Origin of the sequence: Falsiroseomonas selenitidurans (genome assembly GCF_012103215.1) — a bacterium.
Lineage (GTDB): Bacteria > Pseudomonadota > Alphaproteobacteria > Acetobacterales > Acetobacteraceae > Falsiroseomonas > Falsiroseomonas selenitidurans.
This window is the reverse complement of record NZ_JAAVNE010000005.1, coordinates 118,699-139,309: the sequence shown is the minus strand read 5'-3', so window position 1 is coordinate 139,309 and position 20,611 is coordinate 118,699. Positions and strand designations below refer to the sequence as shown.

The window sequence follows — 20,611 nt, the reverse complement described above, 5'->3', positions numbered from 1 at the left end:
TTGCGTCATCCTATTTCGGCGGGGAATCCGCGTCTCAGATGGGTGATAAGTTCACCTGGAGCGCGCCGCCAGAGGTCTTTGCCTCACCTCGCGATTGCATTATCCCCGCGACACCGCTTCGGGCTGGCCGGGGCGGGTCTTCGTCTGGATGCCGACATGGAAACCCGCGACCCGCCGGCCGCCCCCTCCCTGCTGGTGGACCTCCGCAACTGCTATGAGGGTTTCGCCGGCATCCCTCAGGAATTGCGGCTGTTATTCGCGCATTTCACCGACATGCCCTTCGGCAGGCTCGGCGGCCTGGCCTCCGGCATCCATCACCGCGCGCCGCGCGAACGGGCCCCGCGTTCGGCCTACGAGAACGTGATGCAGCAGACCCGGATGATCATCGCGCAGGACAGCAAGCGCCACCCGCTGCCGCTGCCCCTGCGGCTGCTGCCGGGGCGGCTGCGCGAGCGGGTGCTGTATCCCTTCTCCGCCCTGGTCACCGCGCATCGGCCGGAGAGGCTGGACCGCGAGATCGACCGGGAGATCTTCGAGGACTATCTGTGGACGCGGCTGTTCGACAAGACGCTGCCGCCGGACCGCCGCGGCATCATCGGCAAGGCGCGCTTCTTCGCCACCGAGCTGGGGCATGAGAATGCGCGCCACCTGGCGATGCTGCCCAGGCCCTTCGCCAAGCGGCTGGACAGCACCGGCTGGGACCTGTTCTTCGCCGCCAGCGTCTCCCCCTACCGGATCCCGGCCAGCACGCGGATGGTGGTGCGCTATTACGACGCGCTGCCGCTGACCAGCCCGCACACCATCGGCGACGCCTGGCCGCACGCCACCTCCCACGGCCGGATGCTGGCGCGGAACATGGAAGCGGGCGCCACCTTCGTCTGCGATTCCGAACCGGTGCGGGCGGATGTGCTGAAGCTGTTCCCGGAGGCCGAGGCGCGGGTGCTGACCATCCCCGCCCTGCTCGCCGCCGACTACCGGCCGGAGGCCACGCCCTGGTCCGGGGTGCAGGAGATCCTCTCCCGCCGCGCCAGCCCGAAATCCCCCGGCGCCGGCGCCGCGCCGGCCGAGGGCACGCGGCTGGTCATGGCGGTCTCCACGCTGGAGCCGCGCAAGAACTACATGAAGCTGTTCGAGGCCTTCGAGATCGCACAGCAGGCCAGCCGGGTGCCGATGCGCCTGGTGATCGTGGCCAATCCCGGCTGGCGGTCGGAGGCGGAACTGGCGGCGCTGCGGGGCCTGGTGAAGCGCGGCGCCGCGCATCACCTGGCCGCGGTGCCGCTGCCCGAGCTGCGCCGCCTGTATTCCGCCGCGCATTGCGTCGTCAGCCCGAGCCGGGCGGAGGGGTTCGACTATTCGGGCGTGGAATCCATGGCCTGCGGCACGCCCGTCATCGCCTCCGACATTCCGGTGCATCGCTGGGTCTATGGCGAGGCCGCCGAATATTTCGACCCCTACAGCGCCGAGGCGATGGCGGAGCTGATCGGGCAATTTGTCGAACTGCCGCGGCAGGAGGGGTTTCTGGCGGCGCTGCGCGCGCGCGGCCTGCGCCAGGCGGCGCTGTACGGCGCGGCGACGCTGATGCCGCGGTGGGAGGAGCTGCTGATGCGGCTGGGGCGGCTAGACCCGCCAGCTGCGGGCCTGGCGCGGTGATGGGGCGATCAGCATGGCATCGTCGGCGGCGATCAGGTTCGGGTTGAGGTAGGGGTCGCGCTCCATCGCCGCCGGCCAGCGGGCGCGCACCGCCGCCTGTTCCTGGCGGAAGCGGGCGATGCGGGCCGGGTCGCCGGCATCGGCGCGGGTGGCGGATTCCAGGTGGCGCAGCACCGCATGCGGCGTCCACAGCACGCGCAGCCCGGCATCCCGCGCGCGGAGGCAGATCTCGATGTCCGACCATTCCAGCGTCAGCGCCGCCGCCTCGAAACCGCCGAGCCGCTGAAAGACCTCGCGCCGCATCGCCAGGCAGGCGCCGGTGACGGCGGCGACGTCGCGCGGCGTGGCCAGTTGGCCCAGATAACCGGGCGCATCGCCGGGGGCGAAGCGTTCCAGATGCGTGGCGCGCGCCGCCGGCCCCAGCGCCACGCCGCCATGCTGCAGCCGCCCATCCGGGTAGAGCAGCTTCGCCCCCACCACGCCGACATCCGGCCGCATCGCCTGGCCCGCCAGCTCCGCCAGCCAATGCGGCTGCAGCACCTGCGTGTCGTTGTTCAGGAAGACCAGCACCGCCCCCTTCGCCACCGCCGCGGCCGCGTTGTTGGCGGCGGACCAGTTGAAGGCGCCGGGGCGCGGCAGGATGCGGATGCGGGGCTCGGTGGCCAGGCGCGCCAGCAGGGCCTGCGCGTCCGGCTCGTCGCTGCCATTGTCCACCAGCAGGATCTCGTCCGGCGGCGGCGTGGTGGCATGCAGCAGCCCCTCGATGCAGGGGCCGAGCAGATCGGCGCGGTTGCGCGTGGGGATGATGAGGCTGGTGGCGGGCGGCGCCGGCCAGGTGGCGCGCGGCACCATCGGCGGCGGCGGCGCCGGCAGGGCACGCCGGGCGAGGATGGCGGGCAGGTGCTGCACGCGGGCGGGATGCGCCAGCGCCACCTGGCGCAGCATCTCCGGCCAGGGGGCCGGCCTGGCGAGGTCGCGGCGCAGGAAGGCAGGCCCGCCCAGGCTGTCCCAGGCGCGCAGCGGCTCCGGGCTCCAGCCCGGCTTGAAGCGCGGCGCGGCGGGCTCCCCCATCGGGCCGAAGCCGTCCTCGTCGGCAAACAGCAGCGCCAGGTCGGGCAGGGATTGCAGCGCCAGCGCCAGTTCGGCCAGGGCCTCCGGCATCAATTCGTCGCCGGCATCGAGCGCGCACAGGAAATCTCCCTCGGCCTTCGCCAGGGCTTCCTCCGGCGTGGCCCCGGCGGGGGCGGCGGGCGGCAGGCCGGCGCGGCGCAGCGCCTCCGCCAGCGGGCCGGCGCGGCCGGGCGGCAGGGAGAGGCAGAGCTGCCAACCGGTGTGGATCTGCGCCTGCAGGCTGCGCAGGCTGTGCAGCAGCGGCAGCACCGGACCCTCCCCGCCCGCCAGCAGGATGGAGACCAGCGGCCCCGTTCCTGCGCCCATCCGCCCGGTCCCAAGCCGCGCCGCGATCGCCGCCGCATCGCCCGGCCGCAGCGTGGCGTGGGTGCCGGCCCAGATGCGGTAGGCCAGGGCGTCGTCCAGCCGGGCGCCGGCCGGATAGAGCCGCGCAAACAGGTCCGGGGCATCGGCGGGCGCCTCGGCCATGGCAAGCAGCAGCGCGGCGGGCGTCGCCCCGGCCTCGGCTGCCGCCAGATGTGGCGCCAGGCGCGGCGCCGGCCAGCCCTCCCCCAGGCGGTGCACCAGCGCCGCCCCCTCCGCCCCGGCCAGCCGCGCGAGGGCCTCGGGTGAGGCCAGCATGGCGGCGGCGAGCGCCGGCAGCGGCTCGCCCCGGCGCAGCGCGCCGCAATGCGCGGCGAGCCCGGCGGCATCCGGGGTACGGCCCAGCGCCAGGCGGTAGAGCGCGAAGATCGGCGGGGCGAGGCGCCCGGCTTCCTCGGCGGAATCAAAGGGGGCGGGGCCGGGGCTGGGGCGGTTCATGCGGCGGGAGATAGGCATCCCGCCGCTGTGCCCGCAAGCATCGCCCTGCCCGCCCCAAGTCACGCCTGGCGCAAAGGCGGGCCGCATCTTCACGTCAGCGCGATCAACCACGCGCTGAAGCGGCAGAAAATCTGCCATCGTGGCAGAAGTGATGATCGGGACTGCCCCGGCGCCGCGCCGATCCTGCCATAAGCCCGCAGGCATTGCGCGAAGTGGAGGGCGGGTGGATTTCCAGGCCGAGGACCTGATCGAGGCCGGGCGCCGCGTGACGGTCGATTTCCGGGGCCGCGAGGTGGCCGCCCGCGCGGACCGCGAAAGCGGCTACGTGTTCTTCGACCCGCCCAGCCCGGCGGAACTCGACGACTACTACCAGAACACCTACCAGAAGAGCTCGACCGAATATTATACGGTCGAAACGGATTACGCGCCGGACAAGAACCGCTACCACGCCGACCGCATCCTGGAGGCCTGTCGTGCCTGGGCCGGCAGACTGCCCGCCAGCAGCCTGGAACTCGGTTGCGCCTATGGCGGGCTGGTCCAGACGATGGCCGACCGCGGCATCGACGCGCAGGGCACCGACATCAATGGCGGCGCGGTGGCGGAAGGGCAGCGGGTGAAAGGCAACAGGCGCATCCGCCAGGCCGACAACCTGACGGCGCTGGCCGCGCCCGCCGCGCCGGTGGAGCTGATCTATTCGCTGCACGTGCTGGAACACGACCCCAACCTGTTCGAGGTGCTGCGCCTGGCGCGGCGCGCCCTCTCGCCGGAAGGGCTGCTGTTCATCGGCGTGCCGAATGCGATGTATCTCGGCGGGCTGCTGCGCGGCTTCCGGCGCAACCCCTGGGTCAACTACCCGCAGCACCTGCACATGCTCTCCGCCGGCATGATCCCGGCGCTGTGCCGGCAGGCGGATCTGGTGCCGCTGGCCTGGAACACCGGCCTGCTGTTCGAGACGGATGCCTCCGCCGCGCAGATGCTGAGCGCGGAGGCGCTGGCGGAAGGCGTGCCGGATGCGCTGGCGCTGCTCGCCGGGCAGTCCGGCTTCGGGATGGAGCTGAACATGCTGCTGGCACCCGCGCGCGGCCGGCTGGCGGCCGCCCATGCGGCGGAGGTGGCCTTGCAGCTCAACGCGCTGGAGGCGCAGCGGCGGCGCGAGGTGGCGATCCGCGCGGCGCGGCGGCGCGCGCCGGGCGCGGCTTGACGTGGCGGCTGCGCACCGCAAGCTGTGGCGCCAACAAGGGGGAAGCCGGAGATGTCTGAGCTGGAAAAGCTGGCCAAGTGGCGCGGCTTCGTGCCGGATGAGGAGCTGGAGACCTATCGGAAGGGCGGCTTCGCGCGCCGCATCGGCATCGGCCGCCGCCCGGCGCTGCTGAACATCGACACCACCTACATGTTCGTCGACCCTGCCTATTCACAATGCGGGCGGGAGGATCCGGCGCTGCTGGCCTCGCTGACGCGGCTGACCGCGCTGTTCCGGCAGCTTGACCTGCCCATCTACTACAGCCGGCGCGACGACCGCACCCATCCGAGCTATCGCGGCATCTGGAACCTCAAGCTCGGCACGGCGGGGGACTACCAGTACAGCCGCGACCGGCGCGCCGATGAATGGCCCGCTTCCTATGCGCCGCGGGAGCAGGACCGGGTGGTGATGAAGAACAAGCCCTCCTGCTTCTTCGCCACGCCGCTGGAGGCCTTCCTGCGCTACGACGAGGTGGACACCGTCATCATCTGCGGCATCTCCACCTCCGGCTGCGTGCGGGCCGGCGCGATGGACGCCTTCTCGCACAATTTCCGCGTGGTGCTGGTGGAGGAATGCTGCGGCGACCGCAGCCCGACGGCGCACAAGGCCAACCTGTTCGACCTGGACATGAAGTTCGCCGATGTCGAAAGCCTGGACCATGTGGAGCGGGAACTGCAATCCCGCTTCGCCGTTCCGCGGGCGGCGGAATAGCAAAGGCACCGCGCGCGGCGGGTTGGGCTACGGGCTGCGCGCGAGGCTGACGCCGATCATGGAATCGCGCGTCACCAGCGTGGCGAGCCGCGCGGCGTCCCAGCCCTCGGTGCCGGCGGGGCGCGCCGGCACCACCAGGTAGCGCAGCTCCGCGTTGCTGTCGTGCACGCGCAGCTCCATGCCCGGCGGCAGGGTGGTGCCGAATTCGGCGAGGATGCCGCGCGGGTCGCGCACGGCGCGGGCGCGGTAGGCGCGGCTCTTGTACCAGGCGGGCGGGCGGCCGAGGATGCTGCGCGGGTAGCAGGAACACAGCGTGCAGACCACGAGGTGGTGGCGCGCTGCCGTGTTGAACAGCGCGGCCAGCTTGGTGCCCGCCGCATCCAGCCCAAGCTCCGCCGCCGCCGCCACCGCATCCTGCGCCAGCCGCGTGGCGAAGGCCGCGTCGGTCCAGGCGCGGGCGACGAGGGCCGCGCCATGATGCGGGCCGCGCGCATCCATCCGCGCGATCTCCTCGCGGATCTCCTCCGCCGTCAGCACGCCCTGGGCCAGCAGCAGGTTGCGCACCGCCAGGCCGCGCAGGCGCAGCGGCGAGAGCAGCTGCTCCGCCGCGTCGTGATCCTCCTGGTAGGGATGCGCCGCCTCGTCATGATGATCGTGGTCGTGATGATCGTGGTCGTGGTCGTGGTCGTCGTCGTGGTGATGGTGCCCGGCCGGGGCGCCCTCCACGCGGTCCAGCCCGGCCGCGCGCAGCCGCGCCTCCTCGGCCAGCAGCGCCGCTTCCGGCACCAGGCCCTTGTCCATCAGCAGGGTCGAGAAGGCGAGGATCCAGCGTTCGTAATAGGGCATCGCCCAGTAGGTCTCGCTGTCCAGCTGTTCCTGCACGCGGCGGCTTTCGTCGGTGGTGAAGAAGCGCCGCTTGCCATCGGCCAGCAGCATGCGGATCGCGTCCGCCTCCTTCTCCCAATGCGCGGCCTCATGCTCCGCGCGCGCCACCACGCCGTCGAAGCGGCCACCGGCATCGTGCGGGGGATGGTCGTGCGGCAGGTCGTGCATGGTGGTTTCCTCGATCGCGCAATTGTCCAGACTAATCGCCCCCTGCCGCCACCGGAAGCCTCGACAGGCCCGGGGGCAGCCGGCATCCTGGATACAAGAAGAACGGGAGCACGACGGGAATGACCACCTCGACCTTCGGCCGCCGCAGCCTGCTGGCCGCCGGCACCGCCGCGCTGGCCGCGCCTGCCCTGAGCACACCGGCGCTGGCGCAGGCCTGGCCACAGCGCGACCTGCGCCTGGTTGTGCCCTTCCCGCCCGGCGGCACCACGGATGTGGTCGCGCGCCTGGTGGCCGCGGCGATGCGCGACAAGCTCGGCCGGGCCGTGGTGGTGGAAAACCAGCCCGGCGCCGGCAGCACCACGGCCGCCGGCCGCTTCGCGCGCGAAGGCGATGACCATGCGCTGTTCGTCTCGCAGATCGCCTCCCACGGCATTGCGCCGGCGCTGTATACCAACCTGACCTACAACCCGGTCGCCGATTTCCGCGCGGTGACGCTGATGGTCACGGTGCCGAATGTCTGGGTGGCGAACCCGCGCAACGTGCCGGATGGCGATGTGCGCGCGCTGCTGCGCGACGCCCGCGCGCGGCCCGGCCTGCGCACCTATGCCTCGGCCGGCATCGGCACCTCCACCCATCTGACCGGGGAGCTGATTGCGCAGCTGGCGCGCGCGCCGATGCAGCACGTGCCCTATCGCGGCGCCGGCCCCGGCATGATCGCGGTGATGGGCGGGGAGGTCGACACCTTCATCGACAACCTGCCGACCGCCCTGCCGCAGATCCGCGCCGGCACGGTGAAGCCGCTCGCCGTCACCGCCCCTGCCCGCCTGCCCGGCCTGCCGGATGTGCCGGCGCTGGCCGAGCTTGGGGCGGAATTCGGCATGGCGGGCTTCGCCGCGGAGGCCTGGTTCGGCCTGCACACGCATCGCAGCGCCTCGGATGCCGTGGTGGCGCGGATGGGCGAGGCGGCGCGCGCCGCGCTGGCCGACCCGGCGCTGCGCGCCCAGCTGGCGGAACGCGGCACCCAGCCGCAGGGCAACACGCCGGCGGCCTATGACGCGCTGGTTGTGGCGGAACTCGCCCGCTGGCGGACCGTGGTGCGGCAGGGCAACATCACGGTGCAATAGCCGGGACACCACCGCGACGTGACCGAGGATCTGATCGACCACCTGCTGGGCCTGCCGCCCGACCACCCGGTGGTGGCGCTGCGCCACCGCCGGCCGGAAGCGCGCCGCCATGCCGAAGGCGCCTTCCGCGAATTGCTGCTGCCCGCCGATCCCGGCGGGCTGAGCCATGCGGAACGCGCCGCGCTGGCGCTTCTGGTGGCGGAGCGGGAGGGCGATGCCGACCTCGCCGCGCAATACCGCGCCATGGGCCCGGCGGCGGCCGACACGCCGCGCATGGCGGCGCTGCTGGACTACGCCGCCAAGGTGGCGCTGGCGCCGGAGACCACGGTTCAGGCGGACATTGATGCGCTCGCGGCGCTGGGCCTCACGCCGCGCGACATCGTGGCGGCCACCCAGCTGATCGCCTTCGTGCCCTACCAGGTGCGGATGCTGGCCGGGCTCCGCGCCCTGGCGCGGGAGAAGGCGGCATGAGCGCGCGCTTCACGCTGAAGCCGGTCGGCTGGCGCCCGCGGCTGCCGCCGGTGAAGGCCGAATCCGCCACGCCGGAACAGCTGGCGGCGCTGGATGCCTGCCCGCCGGCCGTGCGGCGCTCCACCTATTTCCTGACCCTGGCGCATGACCCCGGCTCGCTGGGGGAGCGTGGCGCCCTGTTCAACATCGTCATGTATGCCGAAGGCGGGCTGGACCGGGCGGACCGGGAACTGGCCACCGCCGTCGTCTCCATGGTGAATGGCTGCGTCTACTGCACCGCGGTCCATGCCAAGCGGTTCGTCGAGCTGTCGGGCGACGAGCCCGCCATGCAGCGGATGCTGGAGGAAGGCTGGGCGGCGGAGCCCGACCCGCGCCGCAAGGCGATCGCCGACTTCACCGAGGCGCTGACCCGGTCCCCGGGCGCCGTGACGCCGGCGCATCTGGCACCGCTGCGCGCGGCAGGGCTGGACGATCTTGAGATGCTCGACCTGCTGCACGGCATCGCCATGTTCGCCAACGCCAACCGGCTGATGCTGACGCTGGGCGATCCGCTGCTGCCCCGGGTGATGTAGCCGGCGGCCCCCGCCCGAAGGCGGGGGCCTGCCGCCTCAGTTCACCTGCGCGCCGGAAATCCGCACCAGCTCGGCATGGCGGCGCAGTTCGTCCTGCAGGTATTGCGCCAGCCGTTCCGGGCTGCCGCCGCCATCCAGCGCCAGGCCGGCCGATTCCAGGCGCTGCTTCGCCGCGGGGTCGGACAGCACCGCATTCGCCAGGGTGTTCAGCCGCGCCACCAGCGCCGGGTCGGCGCCCTTCGGCAGCATCAGGCAGAACCAGGTGCCGAAGGCCAGCCCGGGCATGCCGAGTTCCGCCGCCGTCGGCACATCCGGCAATTGCGGCACCCGCGTCTCCGACAGCACGGCGATGGCCCGCACGCGGCCGCCCTCCACCAGGGGCTTGGCGCCGGTCACCAGGTTGAACATGGCCTGGATGCGCCCGGCGATCAGGTCCGTGGTGGCCGCTGCCGGCGCCGCATAGGGCACATGCGTCAGCTGCGTCCCGGTGCGGGATGCGAACAGCTCCGCCGCCAGATGCATGGAGGACCCGTTGCCGGTGGTGCCGTGGTTGATGGCGCCGGGATTGGCCTTGGCATAGGCGGTGAAGCCGGCCAGGTCGCGCATCGGCAGGTCGTTGTTCACGATCAGGATGTTCGGCACGCTGCCCAGCAGCACCACCGGCGTGAAGTCCCGCACCGGATCGAAGGGCATGGAGCGGTACATGGCCGGGTTGGTCGCCAGGGTGCCGGCCCAGGTCCAGAGGATGGTGTGCCCATCCGGCTCCGCCCGCGCCGCCGCCGTCGCACCGATATTGCCGGCAGCACCGCCGCGATTCTCGATGATCACGGGCTGGGAGATGCGCTTTTCAAGCTCCTGCGCGAAGATCCGCGCCAGCGTATCCGCCGTGCCGCCGCCACCCGGCGCGGGGACGATGATGCGGACGGGGCGGTTCGGCCAGGCGGGGGCCTGGGCCTGGGCCGGCGCGGCGGCGGCCAGTGCCGCGGTGGCGAGAAGCGTGCGGCGTGACAGGGTCATGGACAGGGCTCCGGCAGCAGAAAGGTGGACGCTAGGGAATAGCGGCAGCCCTGCCAACCGCGATCCTTCAATAGCCCCGCGACGGCTCCACCCGGTTCGGCGCCGGCCGCCCCGCGCGCAGCTCCAGCAGGTTGTGGAACAGGATGTCCAGCGTGCGGTCATTGTAGGTGGCTGGGTCGTCCGAGGAGACATGCGGCACCACCACCAGCCCCGGCGTGGACCACAGGCGATGGCCCGGCGGCAGCGGCTCCGGCACCGCGACATCCGTCACCGCGCCATCCAGCGCGCCGGCTTGCAGCGCGTCGCAGACCGCGTCCTGGTCCCACACCGCGCCGCGCGCCATGTTCACCAGCTTCGCCCCCGGCGGCAGCAGGCCGATGCGGCGGCGGTCCAGCAGGCCGCGCGTCGCCGGAGTCAGCGGGCAGGCCAGCAGCAGGAATTCCGCGCGCGGCAGCACCTGGTCGAGCGCCTCCGTCGCATGCACCTCGTCGCAATCCGGGTGCGGCGTGGCGCTGCTGCGGATGCCGATCACCTGCATGCCGAAGGCCCGGGCCTGCCGCGCCGCCGCGCCGCCCAGGCTGCCGAGCCCGACGACGCACACGGTGCGGCCCGCCAGCAGGGAGGCGAAGCGCGGCGCCCAGCGTTCGGCCCGCTGCGCCGTGGCGAAGCGCGGCATGTGGGTGGCCAGCATCAGCAGCGCCATCAGCGCGAACTCGCCGGCCTTGGCCGAATGCGTGCCGCGGTTGTTCAGCAGCAGCACGCCCTCCGGCAGCCAGTCGAAGGGCGCGAGGCGATCCAGCCCGGCGGAGGTGCAGGCGATCACCTTCAGCCGTGGCGCCATCGCGGCGGCACCGCCATCGACGAAGCGGGCGCGCACCACCTTGGTCCAGGTCAGCAGCACCTCCGCCTCGCCGATCGCGGCGGCGAAGCCGGCATCGTCATCGGCGAAGGAGACATCCGGCGCGCCGAGGGCGGGGCAGCGCGCCAGGGCGGCGTCCCACTGGGCACGGGTGACGGGGAACAGGCTCTCGCCCGGCGGATTCTGGATATGGATGCGCATGGGCGGAGCCTCGCAGGCATGCGCCGCGCGTCAAGCCGCTTGACCCGCCGCCCGTCTGGCCCAGAGTCGGAAGATGCCGCGCCAGGGCCTCGAATTCCGCCATCTCGAAGCCTTCCGCGCCATCATGCGGGCGGGCAGCGTCACCGGTGCGGGCGCGCTGCTCGGCATCTCCCAGCCCGCGGTGAGCCGGCTGCTGGCGCAGACCGAGGCGCTGTCCGGCCTGGCGCTGTTCGAGCGCGTGCGCGGCCGCCTGGTGCCGACCGCGACGGCGGAGGCGCTGCATGCGGAGACGGAGCGCATCTTCACCGGCATCGCGGAGGTCTCGGCCCTGGCGGAGCGGCTGCGCGCCGGCACGCCGCGGCGCATCGTCGTCGCCTCCCTGCCCACCATCACGCTGGCCGTGCTGCCGCAGGCCGTCGCCGCCTGGCGCAAGGCGGGGCGACGCGCGCCGCTTTCCGTGCATTCGCGCGCGGCGGGGGATGTGCTCGGGCTGGTGGCGGCGCGGCAGGCGGATCTCGGCATCGTCACCGGCGCCGTGCAGGTGCCGGGCGTGCGCTCCGCCCCGCTGATGCGCGTGCCGGGCTGGTGCGTGCTGCCGCCGGGGCACCGGCTGGCGGCGCAGCGCGTGGTGCGGGCGGCGGATCTGGACGGCGAGCCCTACATCGCCCTGTCGCGGGAGGAAGGGCGCCAGGCGCTGGTGGAAGCCGCGCTGCTGGGCAGCGGCGCCCGCCCGGTGGAGGCGGTGGAATGCCGGATGAGCACCGGCGCCGTCGCCATGGCGGTGGCCGGCGCCGGCATCACCCTGGCGGATGCCTTCTCCGTCTCCATCTTCATCGGGCGTGGGCTGGTGCTGCGGCCCTTCGAGCCGGCGGTGGTCTTCGAATACCGGCTGATCTGGCCGGAAGGCGTGCGCGACGGCTTCGGCCGCGCCGCCCTGGCGCAGGAGATCCGCCAGGCGGCGCGCGCGGTGCACGAACGGGTGGCGGCAGCGGCGGCCCTGCCTGCCGGCGGCGCATAGCCCCGGCGTCCACCCCATGCCCAGATGGTATGGGGGCAGCGCCGGCGCTTCGTGCCAGCCTGGGCAGGATGACCAGCGAAAACCCGCCCTTCACGGCCGACATGCAGCAGCGCCCCTTCTGGTGGGAAGCCGCGCCCCCCTACCCGGCGACCGCCGCCCTGCCCGATGCGACGGAGGTCGCCATCATCGGCGGCGGCATCGCCGGGCTGGCCACCGCGCTGGAGCTCGGCCGCCAGGGCGTGAAGGCGCTGGTGCTGGACCGCGAGGCGATCGGCTGGGGCGCCTCCTCGCGCAATGGCGGGGCGCTGAGCGGCGCCGGCAGCCTGGGCAAGGTGCGCAGCGACCTGGCGGAGGTCTTTGGCAAGGCGTTCCTCGCCGAACTCGCCGAGGAAGGCGAAGCCGCCTTCGAGCGCTTCGAGGCGCTGGTGGCGCGGGAGGAGCTGGATTGCGACTATATCCGCTGCGGCCGCTTCGTCGGCGCCCATGCGCCGAAGGCCATGGAAGGGCTGAAGCGCCGGGCGGAGATGATCAACGAGGCCGGCGGCACGGAGCAGGCCTTCCTGCTGCCGCGCGGGCGGGTGCGGGAGGAGATCGCCACCGACCGCTACCAGGGCGGCATGGTGCTGCTGCGCGCCGGCGCGCTGCATCCGGCGAAATACGTCCGCTCCCTCGCCCGTGCGGCGGAGCGCCAGGGCGCCCGGCTGGCCGGCGGCGTGGAACTGCTGGGCTACCGGCGGGAGCTGGATGGCGGCTTCGTGCTGCAGACCAGCGCCGGCACGCTGCGCGCCCGCCATCTGATGCTGGCGACCAACGGCTATACCGGCCCCGCCACGCCCTGGCAGCGGCGCCGCCTGGTGCCCGTCGCCAGCTTCATGATCGCGACGGAGGAAATCGGCGAGGAACGCGTGCGCGCCGCCCTGCCGCGGCTGCGCGTCTACGGCGACACCAAGAAGATCCTGTATTATTTCCGCCCCTCCCCGGACCATCGCCGCATCCTGTTCGGCGGCCGCGCCAGCTTCGTCGATGGCGACGTGACGCGCGCCGGCCGCACGCTGCACCGCTTCATGGTGGATCTGATCCCGGACCTCGCAGCGGTGCGGGTGACGCATTGCTGGAAGGGCAATGTCGCCTTCGCCTTCGACATGATGCCGCATGTCGGCATCCAGGACGGCGTGCACTACGCCCTGGCCTGCAACGGCAGCGGCGTGGTCGGCATGACGCATTTCGGCACCGTGGCGGCGCAGCAGATCCTGGGCGGGTCCAACCGCGTCTCCGCCTTCGCCCGCATCCCCTTTCCCACCAGGCCCTTCTACACGGGCAATCCCTGGTTCATGCCGGCCATCGGCATGGCCTACCAACTGCGCGACCGGCTGGATGGCTGGCACGTCAAGCAAGGAGGCAAGACATGATCCGAACCGCATTGTCCCGCATCGCCCCGTTCCGCATTGCGCCGGCGGCCGGGCTCGCCGCGCTGCTGCTGGCCGCGCCCGCCGCGGCGCCGCAGGCGCAGACGCTCACCATGGCCGTGCAGTCCACCTTCGGCATCGACCCGCATTTCTTCTTCAACGGCCCGAACATGGCCGCCGCCCGCCACATCTACGACACGGTCATCAGCCGCGACGAGAACAGCCGCCAGGTGCCCGGCGCCGTGCAGTCCTGGCGCGCGGTGGAGCCCACGGTGTGGGAGCTGAAGCTGCGCCCCGGCGTCACCTTCCACGACGGCACGCCCTTCACGGCGGAAGACATCGCCTTCTCCATCGCCCGCATCCCGAACGTGCCGGGCAATATCGGCCCCTACACGATCAACCTGCGCACCATCGAGCGTGTGGAGATCGTCGACCCGCTGACGGTGCGGCTGCACACCTCCGTGCCCAACCCGACCATCCCCGGGCAGATGACGAATGTGTTCATCGTCTCCCACCGCGCGGCGGCCAATGCGGTGCCGCAGGACTTCAATTCTGGCCGTGCGGCGATCGGCACCGGGCCCTATCGCGTTGTCGGCGGCGTCTCGCCTTCCGGCATCCAGTTCGAGCGCAACGCCAGCTACCACGGCACCCAGCCGCATTGGCAGAAGGTGGATGTGCGCGTCGTCTCCAACGATGCGGCGCGGCTCGCGGGGCTCCTCGCCGGCGACTACGACCTGATCGAGGACGTGCCGCTGGGCGATGTCGGGCGGCTGCGGCGCGAAGGCCGGGTGAACGTCGCCAGCCGGCCGACCGACCGGATCATGTACCTGTCCGTCAACGTGGCGCGGGATTCCCTGCCGCTGGTGACCGGCGCCGACGGCCAGAGGCTGCCGGTGAACCCGCTCTCCGATGTGCGGGTGCGCCGCGCGCTGTCCATGGCCATCGACCGCACGGCGCTGACGGAGCGGATCATGGAAGGTCTCGCCGTGCCCTCCGGCCAGTTGACGCCGGAAGGCTTCGGCGGCCACGACCCCGCCATCCCGGTGCCGCCGGGCGACCCGGCCGGGGCGCGCCGCCTGCTGGCGGAAGCCGGCTATCCGGACGGCTTCGGCATGACCATCTCCTGCTCCAACGACCGCTACGTGAACGATGCGCGGGTCTGCCAGGCGCTCGGCCAGATGCTGTCGCGCGCCGGGCTGAAGATGACGGTGGATGTCACGCCCAGCACCGTCTTCTTCCCGCGCATCCGCCCGGCGCGGGTGACGCTGCCGATGCATTTCGTCGGTCGCTCCTTCTCCTCCGGCGATGCGTCCTATGTGCTCACCACCTCCTTCCACACGCGCGACCTGCCGCAGAACCTGGGCGGCGCCAACCGCAACGGCTTCAGCGTGCCGGCGATTGACGAGAAGATCCGGGCGGTGATGGTGCGCATGGATGACGGCCGCGAGGCGGCGCTGCGCGCCCTGATGGCGGAGGTGGAGGCGCTGTACCCGCAGATCCCGCTCTATGTGCAGATGAGCGCGATCGGCACCCGCCGCGGCATCGCCTACACGCCGCGGATGGATGAGCAGGTGGTCGCCGTCCACGCCCGCCCGGCGCCGTGAAGCGGCGATGACCGGCCGCCCGACCCTCTACGGCACCCGCCACGCCGTCTCCGCCGGCCACTACCTGGCCACCGCCGCCGGCTTCGCGGTGCTGGAGGCCGGCGGCAATGCGGTGGATGCCGGGGTGGCGGCCGGGATCACGCTCGGCGTGGTGCAGTCCGACATCGTCAATGTCGCCGGCGTCGCGCCGATCATCCTGCGGATGGCGGATGGGCGTATGGAGACCATCGCCGGTCTCGGCCACTGGCCGATGGCCTTCCCGGCGGACCTGTTCCAGCGCGCCCATGGCGGGAAGATGCCGCCGGGCGTGCTGCGCACCGTGGTGCCGGCCGCGCCCGACGCCTGGATCACCGCGCTGCAGCGCCACGGCACCATGGGCTTCGCCGAGGTGGCGGAGGCCGCCATCCGCCATGCGCGGGACGGCTTCGCCATGCACCCGACCATGGCGAGCAACCTGGTCGCCAAGCAGGCCGCCTATCAGCGCTGGCCGAGCACGGCGGCGATCTACCTGCCCGGCGGCAGGCCGCCGGCAGTGGGCGACAAGTTCATCCAGGCCGATCTCGGCGCGATGCTGCAGCACATGGCCGACGAGGATCGCGCGGCGCGCGCCGGGGGCCGGGCGGCCGGGCTGGCCGCGGCGCACGCCGCCTTCTACCGCGGCGACATCGCCGCCCGCATCGTCGCCTTCCAGGCCGAGCAGGGCGGCTACCTCGCGCGCGAGGACCTGGCCGGCTTTCGTTCCCGCATCGAGCCGCCGGTGACGCGCGCCTGGCGCGGCCATGCGATCTCCACCTGCGGCCCCTGGTGCCAGGGACCGGCATTGCTGGAGGCGCTGCTGGTGGCGGAGCGCATCGGCATGGACGGGCTGGCGCACAACTCCCCCGCCTGGCTTCACCTGATCGCGGAGGCGCTGAAGGCGGCGCTGGCGGACCGGGAATACCATTTCGGCGACCCGGCGATGGTCGAGGTGCCGCTGGCGGCGCTGCTGTCCGAGACCCACATCGCCGCCCGCGCCGCTTCCTTCCGCGCCGATGCCGCCTGCCCCGCCATGCCGCCGCCGCTGCTGTCCAACGGCCCGCCGATCCCGCCCGAGACGCGGGTTAAGCTGCCGGAGGTGGAGGCCGACACCTCCTATGTCTGCGTCGTCGACCGCTGGGGCAACGCCTTTTCCGCCACGCCTTCCGACGGCTCCTGGAACGCGCCCGTCGTGCCGGGGCTGGGCATCGTGCCCTCCGCCCGCGGCTCGCAAAGCCGGCCGGACCCGGCGCATCCCTGCGGCGTGGCGCCCGGCAAGCGGCCGCGGCTGACGCCCAACCCGGCGCTGGCGGTGCTGGCGGATGGTGGCGTCATGCCCTTCGGCACGCCGGGCGGCGATGTGCAGGTGCAGGCCATGCTGCAGGTGCTGCTGAACATCCTGCATTTCGGCATGGAGGTGCAGGAGGCGATCGAGGCGCCGCGCATCGCCACCTACGCCTTCCCCTCCTCCTTCGCGCCCTTCGAGTACTTCCCGCGCCGCCTCGCGGTGGAAGGCCGCATCCCGCGCGCGACACGGGACGCGCTGGCGGCGCTGGGCCACGAGATCCAGGACTGGCCCGGCTGGGCCTATGCCGCCGGCAGCGTGGAGGCGATCCGCACCGATCCCGCCACCGGCCTGCTGGCCGCCGGCGCCGACCCGCGTCGCCCGGCCTACGCCATCGCCAGTTGAACGCGGCCGCCCGCCCCCCTGGCGTCGCGACGACGGTGCGGCCAGTCTGCGGCCCGCAAGCGACGGAGGATGGGCATGGTGGACGCAGCGCGGCAGCAGGTGGCGGGGGTGTATCACCGCCAGGTCGGGGACATCCTGGTCACCGCCCTGCATGACGGCTACCAGGACGCACCGCTGTCCACCGTGCACGGCATGGCGGAGGCCGAGGCGGCGGCGATGCTGCGCGCCGCCTTCCGCCCGGTGCCACGGCGCACCAACGTCTCCTGCTTCCTGATCCGCAGCGGTGGGCGCGTGGCGCTGGTGGATGCGGGCTGCGGCCCTTCCAAGCCCACGGTCGGTCGGCTGCCGGCCAACCTTGCCGCCGCCGGCGTGGCGCCCGGCGCGGTGGAGGCCGTGCTGATGACGCATCTGCACCCCGACCATTTCGGCGGCCTGTCCGACGGCGCCGGCACCGCCGCCTTCCCCCATGCCGAGCTGGCGCTGCACGAGGCCGAGCACGCCTATTGGCACGACGACGCGGCGATGGCCGCCGCGGACCCGGCGCGGCAGAAGATGTTCTTCCAGGGTGCCCGCACCCATCTGGCGCCCTACGCCGCCCGCACCCGGCTGTTCTCCTCCGGCGAGGTCTTTCCGGGCGTCACCGCCCTGCCCCTGCCGGGCCACACGCCCGGGCATACCGGCTTCCTGGTGGCCTCCGGCGGGGCCTCCCTGTTGCTGTGGGGCGACATCATCCATGTGCAGGAACTGCAGGTGCCGCGGCCGGAGGTGACAATGGCGGTGGATGTGGACCCCGACCAGGCGATCACCACCCGCCGCCGGGTCTTCGACCAGGTGGCGACGGACCGCCAGGCCTTCGCCGGGGCGCATCTGCACTTCCCGGCGCTCGCCCACCTGGCCCGCACCCCGCAGGGCTATGCGCTGGTGCCGGACGCCTTCACCCTGGCCCTGGAGGGCGATGCGCCATGAGGTGGCTGTCCACGCCCGAGGTGGCGCTGCGCTATGAGGTCTCCGGCCGCGGCGAGACGACGATCCTGCTGCTGCACGAGATGGGCGGGTCGCTGGAAAGCTGGGACCTGCTGGTACCGCTGCTGACGCCGCGCTTCCGCGTGCTGCGCCATGACCAGCGCGGCGCCGGGCTTTCGGAAAAGCCGGCCGGCCCGTTGAGCATGGCGGCGGCGGGGCGGGATGCGGTGGCGCTGCTGGATGCGCTGGGCATCGACACGCCGGTGGTGGCGGTGGGCATGGCGGTGGGGGGCGCGCTGGCGCTGCACCTGGCCGCCGCCCACCCGGCCCGCCTGCGCGCGGTGGTCGCCACCTCCCCCGCCACGGGCGTGCCGGAGGCCGCGCGCGCGGCGGTGGAAGCCCGCGCCGCGCTGCTGGAACGGGAGGGCACGCGCGCCATCGTCGATGCCGGGCTGGCGCTGAGCTGGCCGGAAGCGCTGCGCGGCGATGCCGCCCGCTTCGCCGAATGCCGCGCCCAGCGGCTGGGCGCCGATGCCGCCGGACTGGCGGCGACGATGCGGATGCTGGCCGGGCTCGACATGACGGCGGAATTGCCGCGCATCGCCTGCCCCAGCCTCATCCTGGCCGCGCGCCACGACCTGACCCGCCCGCCGGACCGCGTGGCGCCGGTGGCCGCGGCAATCCCGGGCGCGGTGTTCAAGGTGGTGGAGAGCGGCCACTTCATGGCGATCCAGACGCCGGAGCTGCTGGCGGCGGAGATCCTGGGCTTCGTAGCCGGCTAGGCGCCGTCTCACCGAAGGCGAAGCCGGTGAAGCGGCTCCAGCCTGTTGTTCCAACGCAATGTCCGAGGCGCCTTGCGAAGCCGCAAGGCTTGAACATGCTTTAGCTACGCCCTGCGCATCCAGAAGGAGACGCCGCCCTGCGGCAGCCTTCCTTCCTCCGCCAGCTGCGCGACCGGCGCCAGGACCTGCCACTGGTCGCCGGCCAGCAGGCAGGCGGCCAGCATGTACTGCTCGGCATAGCCGCGGCCGTCGAAGGCGGCGGGGTAGTCGCGCGGCAGGGTGATGTCGTGGATCTGCACCACCACGCCGGGCCGCAGCCGGGGCAGGATCTCCAGGAACAGGCAGACCGTGTCGGCGCCGTTCAGCACCAGGTGGCTGCCATCGTGGAACAGCAGGTCGCCGGGCTCCAGCTGGTCGAACAGCGCCAAATCCACCTCCAGCACGCTGGCCTCCACCACCTGGTCGCAGATGGCGCGGATGCTGGCGCGCGGCTGCGGGTCGATGGAGGTGATGCGGGTGCCGGTGGCGAAGTGCTGGATGGCGTGGCGGGCGAAGCGGGTGGAATTGCCGCTGCCGATCTCCAGGATCCGCGCCGGGCGAAAGCGCGCGACATAGGCCATCAGCAACCGCGCATCATCGCCGGTGAAGTAGCCATTGTCCCAATGGGGACTGTTCTCCGAAGCCTGCATCGCCGGGATCGCCGCGAAGGCAGGCTCCGCCAGCATCGGCGCCAGCGCCGCCAGGAAGTCGTCGGTGGCAAACTGGTCCTGGCGCAGTCGGCGCAGCACCGCCTCGAACCGATAGGCCGGCGGGCGCGGCTGCAGAACTTGCGGATGGTCCAGCGGCACGAAGGCGCCCAGCTGGCCGGAGCCCAGCGTCAGCAGGGTCTCCCGGCCCCGTGGCAGGTCGCCGGCGGGGGGCGGCGCGACGGGCTGCTGCCGCGCCAAGGACTCGGCCAGGGAGGCGGCCCTTGACGCGGCTTGGGCTTCGGCCTGCTGCTGGCCCTGCCGAAGCTCGGCCACTTCCGCCCGCAGGGTCGGCAGCAGGTCCAGGTTGCGGACCAGCCTGGCGAAGGTTCTCAGCTTGCGTCGAATCACCAAGGACCCCGGAGTGTTTCCCTTGCGGCGGAGACTGGCCAGCGGCGCGCGAGGGCGAAAGGGGCGCGGGCCAGCAATCCGGCGTCATGCCGGAAACGTTATGAGAGGGCGGGGCTGAACGCGGACCGGCAGCAGGTCATCCGGACCGCCGCACCAAACATCGCAAAGGGCGCCCACCTTGCCGCCGCCCGTCTTGCCAACGCAACGTCCAGGCGCTCTGTTGGCTTCGGGACGGAGAAGCAACGTGGCACAGGTCGCTCGTCAGTTGGAACGGTATCTCGCAACCATCCGGGCGATCGCACGATCCCCGGATGTGCGGGAGTACATCGTGGGCTACACGAGCAACATTACCAGCCGCCAGGCGGCCTATCGGGGCGTGAAAATGCCGCATCTCGTCGTTCTGGCGGCGGAGATGCTGCAGGATGACGCGCTGGATCTTGAATCGGCACTGCAGACGGCGATCAAGGACGGAGACAGACGATCGCTCCTTTTCCGAAAGTACAATGGCCCGCGGATCGTCAAGTCAAACGCGCGAAGCCGTGGCGGCAAGCATTTGCCGGTGAATGACCGCTCCAGCGCCGTCTACATCGCCTGGGCCGCCGAACGGTCCGCGCTTGCCGACTGAGCAAGGCCGAGGCCTAGGCCTAGGCGTAAGGCACCGCCCCTGGCCAAGCCACACATCACGCCGGGCGGAAGGGGACGAAACAGGAATCGGGGCGGCGGGATTCGAACCCACGGCCTCCTGTACCCAAAGCATGAGGCTTGGGCACAAATTCTGTAGGTAGAAGCTGACTTTTCTGGCGCAGTTGGTAGCCTGGATCTGCCTTTGGCTACCACCGGGCTACCAGCGTGAGGGCGTTCTCCAAGCAGGGGCGAGACCCAACCGGCACGCCCAGCGGCCAAGCCAATCCGCCAACGCCAATGGGCCGATGGATCGACCTCCCATCGGCCCCGAACCGAGGCGGGTCGCACCGAGGCGCCAACCGGTTCCCGGGCGGCCATGCAACACCAGGTCGGGGCATTCCCAACTGCGGTTCGGAGCGGCTCATCTCCGCGCGGGCGGGGAACACGTGACGGATGCAGACTGCGGCAGGGTCTCCGCCGGATGGACAGCGACGGTCCATCGTTCTGTCGTGTTGCCGAAGCGCCGGATCGTCAATGGCACCCTCATCGCCGGCGCAGGCATCCGCCGGCTTGGCTGCGTGC

Annotated in this window: 18 protein-coding genes; 13 read left to right on the top strand and 5 right to left on the bottom strand. The window is 72.3% G+C overall.

The window, feature by feature from the left end:
- Positions 1-156: 156 nt before the first annotated feature.
- Positions 157-1,650, top strand: a complete 1,494-nt coding sequence (locus tag HEQ75_RS05185) for a glycosyltransferase family 4 protein (protein WP_168027860.1) — start codon at positions 157-159, stop codon at positions 1,648-1,650.
- On the opposite strand, the gene HEQ75_RS05180 is transcribed toward HEQ75_RS05185, so the two are convergent.
- A complete protein-coding gene (locus HEQ75_RS05180; protein ID WP_168027859.1) occupies positions 1,618-3,582 on the bottom strand; it encodes a glycosyltransferase in 1,965 nt (654 codons plus the stop codon). The genes HEQ75_RS05185 and HEQ75_RS05180 overlap by 33 nt on opposite strands.
- A 223-nt stretch (positions 3,583-3,805) precedes the next feature.
- On the opposite strand from HEQ75_RS05180, the gene HEQ75_RS05175 reads away from it, so the two are divergent.
- A complete protein-coding gene (locus tag HEQ75_RS05175; RefSeq protein ID WP_168027858.1) occupies positions 3,806-4,783 on the top strand; it encodes a class I SAM-dependent methyltransferase in 978 nt (325 codons plus the stop codon).
- 51 nt (positions 4,784-4,834) lie between these two features.
- Positions 4,835-5,533 (top strand): isochorismatase family protein, encoded by a 699-nt coding sequence (locus HEQ75_RS05170; RefSeq protein ID WP_168027857.1) that lies wholly within the window; start codon positions 4,835-4,837, stop codon positions 5,531-5,533.
- Positions 5,534-5,560: 27 nt separating this feature from the next.
- Here the strand turns inward: HEQ75_RS05170 and HEQ75_RS05165 are convergent, their stop codons facing one another.
- Positions 5,561-6,586 (bottom strand): nitrile hydratase subunit alpha, encoded by a 1,026-nt coding sequence (locus HEQ75_RS05165; RefSeq protein WP_235961279.1) that lies wholly within the window; start codon positions 6,584-6,586, stop codon positions 5,561-5,563.
- A 119-nt stretch (positions 6,587-6,705) separates the two neighbouring features.
- Between HEQ75_RS05165 and HEQ75_RS05160 the strand changes: the two genes are divergently transcribed.
- The 3 genes from HEQ75_RS05160 to HEQ75_RS05150 are packed head-to-tail and all read left to right on the top strand — an operon-like array spanning position 6,706 to position 8,753.
- Positions 6,706-7,710 (top strand): Bug family tripartite tricarboxylate transporter substrate binding protein, encoded by a 1,005-nt coding sequence (locus HEQ75_RS05160; protein ID WP_168027856.1) that lies wholly within the window; start codon positions 6,706-6,708, stop codon positions 7,708-7,710.
- Positions 7,711-7,728: 18 nt separating this feature from the next.
- A complete protein-coding gene (locus HEQ75_RS05155) occupies positions 7,729-8,181 on the top strand; it encodes a CMD domain-containing protein (RefSeq protein WP_168027855.1) in 453 nt (150 codons plus the stop codon).
- The gene (locus HEQ75_RS05150) at positions 8,178-8,753 is read left to right on the top strand and encodes a peroxidase-related enzyme (protein ID WP_235961277.1); all 576 of its coding nucleotides are present in this window, start codon (positions 8,178-8,180) and stop codon (positions 8,751-8,753) included. The genes HEQ75_RS05155 and HEQ75_RS05150 overlap by 4 nt, the downstream gene beginning before the upstream one ends.
- 36 nt (positions 8,754-8,789) lie before the next feature.
- Here HEQ75_RS05150 and HEQ75_RS05145 read toward each other — a convergent pair whose 3' ends face one another.
- A complete protein-coding gene (locus tag HEQ75_RS05145) occupies positions 8,790-9,770 on the bottom strand; it encodes a Bug family tripartite tricarboxylate transporter substrate binding protein (RefSeq protein WP_168027854.1) in 981 nt (326 codons plus the stop codon).
- Between the two features lie 67 nt (positions 9,771-9,837).
- Positions 9,838-10,830, bottom strand: coding sequence for a D-2-hydroxyacid dehydrogenase (locus HEQ75_RS05140; protein ID WP_168027853.1), 993 nt, complete (start codon positions 10,828-10,830; stop codon positions 9,838-9,840).
- A gap of 73 nt (positions 10,831-10,903) precedes the next feature.
- Here HEQ75_RS05140 and HEQ75_RS05135 point away from each other — a divergent pair, with 73 nt between their 5' ends.
- From HEQ75_RS05135 to HEQ75_RS05110, 6 genes are all read left to right on the top strand, one after another.
- Positions 10,904-11,848: a LysR substrate-binding domain-containing protein gene (locus tag HEQ75_RS05135; protein ID WP_168027852.1), complete on the top strand. Its 945-nt coding sequence runs from the start codon at positions 10,904-10,906 to the stop codon at positions 11,846-11,848.
- Between the two features lie 68 nt (positions 11,849-11,916).
- Complete coding sequence (locus HEQ75_RS05130; RefSeq protein ID WP_168027851.1) at positions 11,917-13,257, top strand: NAD(P)/FAD-dependent oxidoreductase; 1,341 nt, start codon at positions 11,917-11,919, stop codon at positions 13,255-13,257.
- Positions 13,254-14,858 (top strand): ABC transporter substrate-binding protein, encoded by a 1,605-nt coding sequence (locus HEQ75_RS05125; RefSeq protein WP_168027850.1) that lies wholly within the window; start codon positions 13,254-13,256, stop codon positions 14,856-14,858. The genes HEQ75_RS05130 and HEQ75_RS05125 overlap by 4 nt, the downstream gene beginning before the upstream one ends.
- A gap of 7 nt (positions 14,859-14,865) precedes the next feature.
- Positions 14,866-16,563 carry a gamma-glutamyltransferase family protein gene (locus HEQ75_RS05120; RefSeq protein ID WP_168027849.1) on the top strand — a complete coding sequence of 566 codons (1,698 nt, stop codon included), beginning with the start codon at positions 14,866-14,868 and terminating at the stop codon, positions 16,561-16,563.
- Positions 16,564-16,638: 75 nt separating this feature from the next.
- Positions 16,639-17,529: an MBL fold metallo-hydrolase gene (locus HEQ75_RS05115; protein ID WP_235961275.1), complete on the top strand. Its 891-nt coding sequence runs from the start codon at positions 16,639-16,641 to the stop codon at positions 17,527-17,529.
- The gene (locus tag HEQ75_RS05110) at positions 17,526-18,308 is read left to right on the top strand and encodes an alpha/beta fold hydrolase (protein ID WP_168027847.1); all 783 of its coding nucleotides are present in this window, start codon (positions 17,526-17,528) and stop codon (positions 18,306-18,308) included. The genes HEQ75_RS05115 and HEQ75_RS05110 overlap by 4 nt, the downstream gene beginning before the upstream one ends.
- Before the next feature lie 104 nt (positions 18,309-18,412).
- Here the strand turns inward: HEQ75_RS05110 and HEQ75_RS29005 are convergent, their stop codons facing one another.
- Positions 18,413-19,405, bottom strand: coding sequence for a class I SAM-dependent methyltransferase (locus tag HEQ75_RS29005; protein ID WP_168027846.1), 993 nt, complete (start codon positions 19,403-19,405; stop codon positions 18,413-18,415).
- Between the two features lie 244 nt (positions 19,406-19,649).
- Here HEQ75_RS29005 and HEQ75_RS05100 point away from each other — a divergent pair, with 244 nt between their 5' ends.
- A complete protein-coding gene (locus tag HEQ75_RS05100) occupies positions 19,650-20,030 on the top strand; it encodes a hypothetical protein (RefSeq protein ID WP_168027845.1) in 381 nt (126 codons plus the stop codon).
- The last annotated feature ends 581 nt before the right edge of the window (positions 20,031-20,611 follow it).

Bases quoted from the DNA above. Each gene is read 5' to 3' on its own strand.
- HEQ75_RS05135 (WP_168027852.1), top strand. From the start codon at position 10,904: ATGCCGCGCCAGGGCCTCGAATTCCGCCATCTCGAAGCCTTCCGCGCC.
- HEQ75_RS05125 (WP_168027850.1), top strand. From the start codon at position 13,254: ATGATCCGAACCGCATTGTCCCGCATCGCCCCGTTCCGCATTGCGCCG.
- HEQ75_RS05120 (WP_168027849.1), top strand. From the start codon at position 14,866: ATGACCGGCCGCCCGACCCTCTACGGCACCCGCCACGCCGTCTCCGCC.
- HEQ75_RS05185 (WP_168027860.1), top strand. From the start codon at position 157: ATGGAAACCCGCGACCCGCCGGCCGCCCCCTCCCTGCTGGTGGACCTC.
- HEQ75_RS05130 (WP_168027851.1), top strand. From the start codon at position 11,917: ATGACCAGCGAAAACCCGCCCTTCACGGCCGACATGCAGCAGCGCCCC.
- HEQ75_RS05165 (WP_235961279.1), bottom strand. From the start codon at position 6,586: ATGCACGACCTGCCGCACGACCATCCCCCGCACGATGCCGGTGGCCGC.
- HEQ75_RS05150 (WP_235961277.1), top strand. From the start codon at position 8,178: ATGAGCGCGCGCTTCACGCTGAAGCCGGTCGGCTGGCGCCCGCGGCTG.
- HEQ75_RS05145 (WP_168027854.1), bottom strand. From the start codon at position 9,770: ATGACCCTGTCACGCCGCACGCTTCTCGCCACCGCGGCACTGGCCGCC.
- HEQ75_RS05115 (WP_235961275.1), top strand. From the start codon at position 16,639: ATGGTGGACGCAGCGCGGCAGCAGGTGGCGGGGGTGTATCACCGCCAG.
- HEQ75_RS05160 (WP_168027856.1), top strand. From the start codon at position 6,706: ATGACCACCTCGACCTTCGGCCGCCGCAGCCTGCTGGCCGCCGGCACC.
- HEQ75_RS05110 (WP_168027847.1), top strand. From the start codon at position 17,526: ATGAGGTGGCTGTCCACGCCCGAGGTGGCGCTGCGCTATGAGGTCTCC.
- HEQ75_RS05180 (WP_168027859.1), bottom strand. From the start codon at position 3,582: ATGAACCGCCCCAGCCCCGGCCCCGCCCCCTTTGATTCCGCCGAGGAA.
- HEQ75_RS05170 (WP_168027857.1), top strand. From the start codon at position 4,835: ATGTCTGAGCTGGAAAAGCTGGCCAAGTGGCGCGGCTTCGTGCCGGAT.
- HEQ75_RS05140 (WP_168027853.1), bottom strand. From the start codon at position 10,830: ATGCGCATCCATATCCAGAATCCGCCGGGCGAGAGCCTGTTCCCCGTC.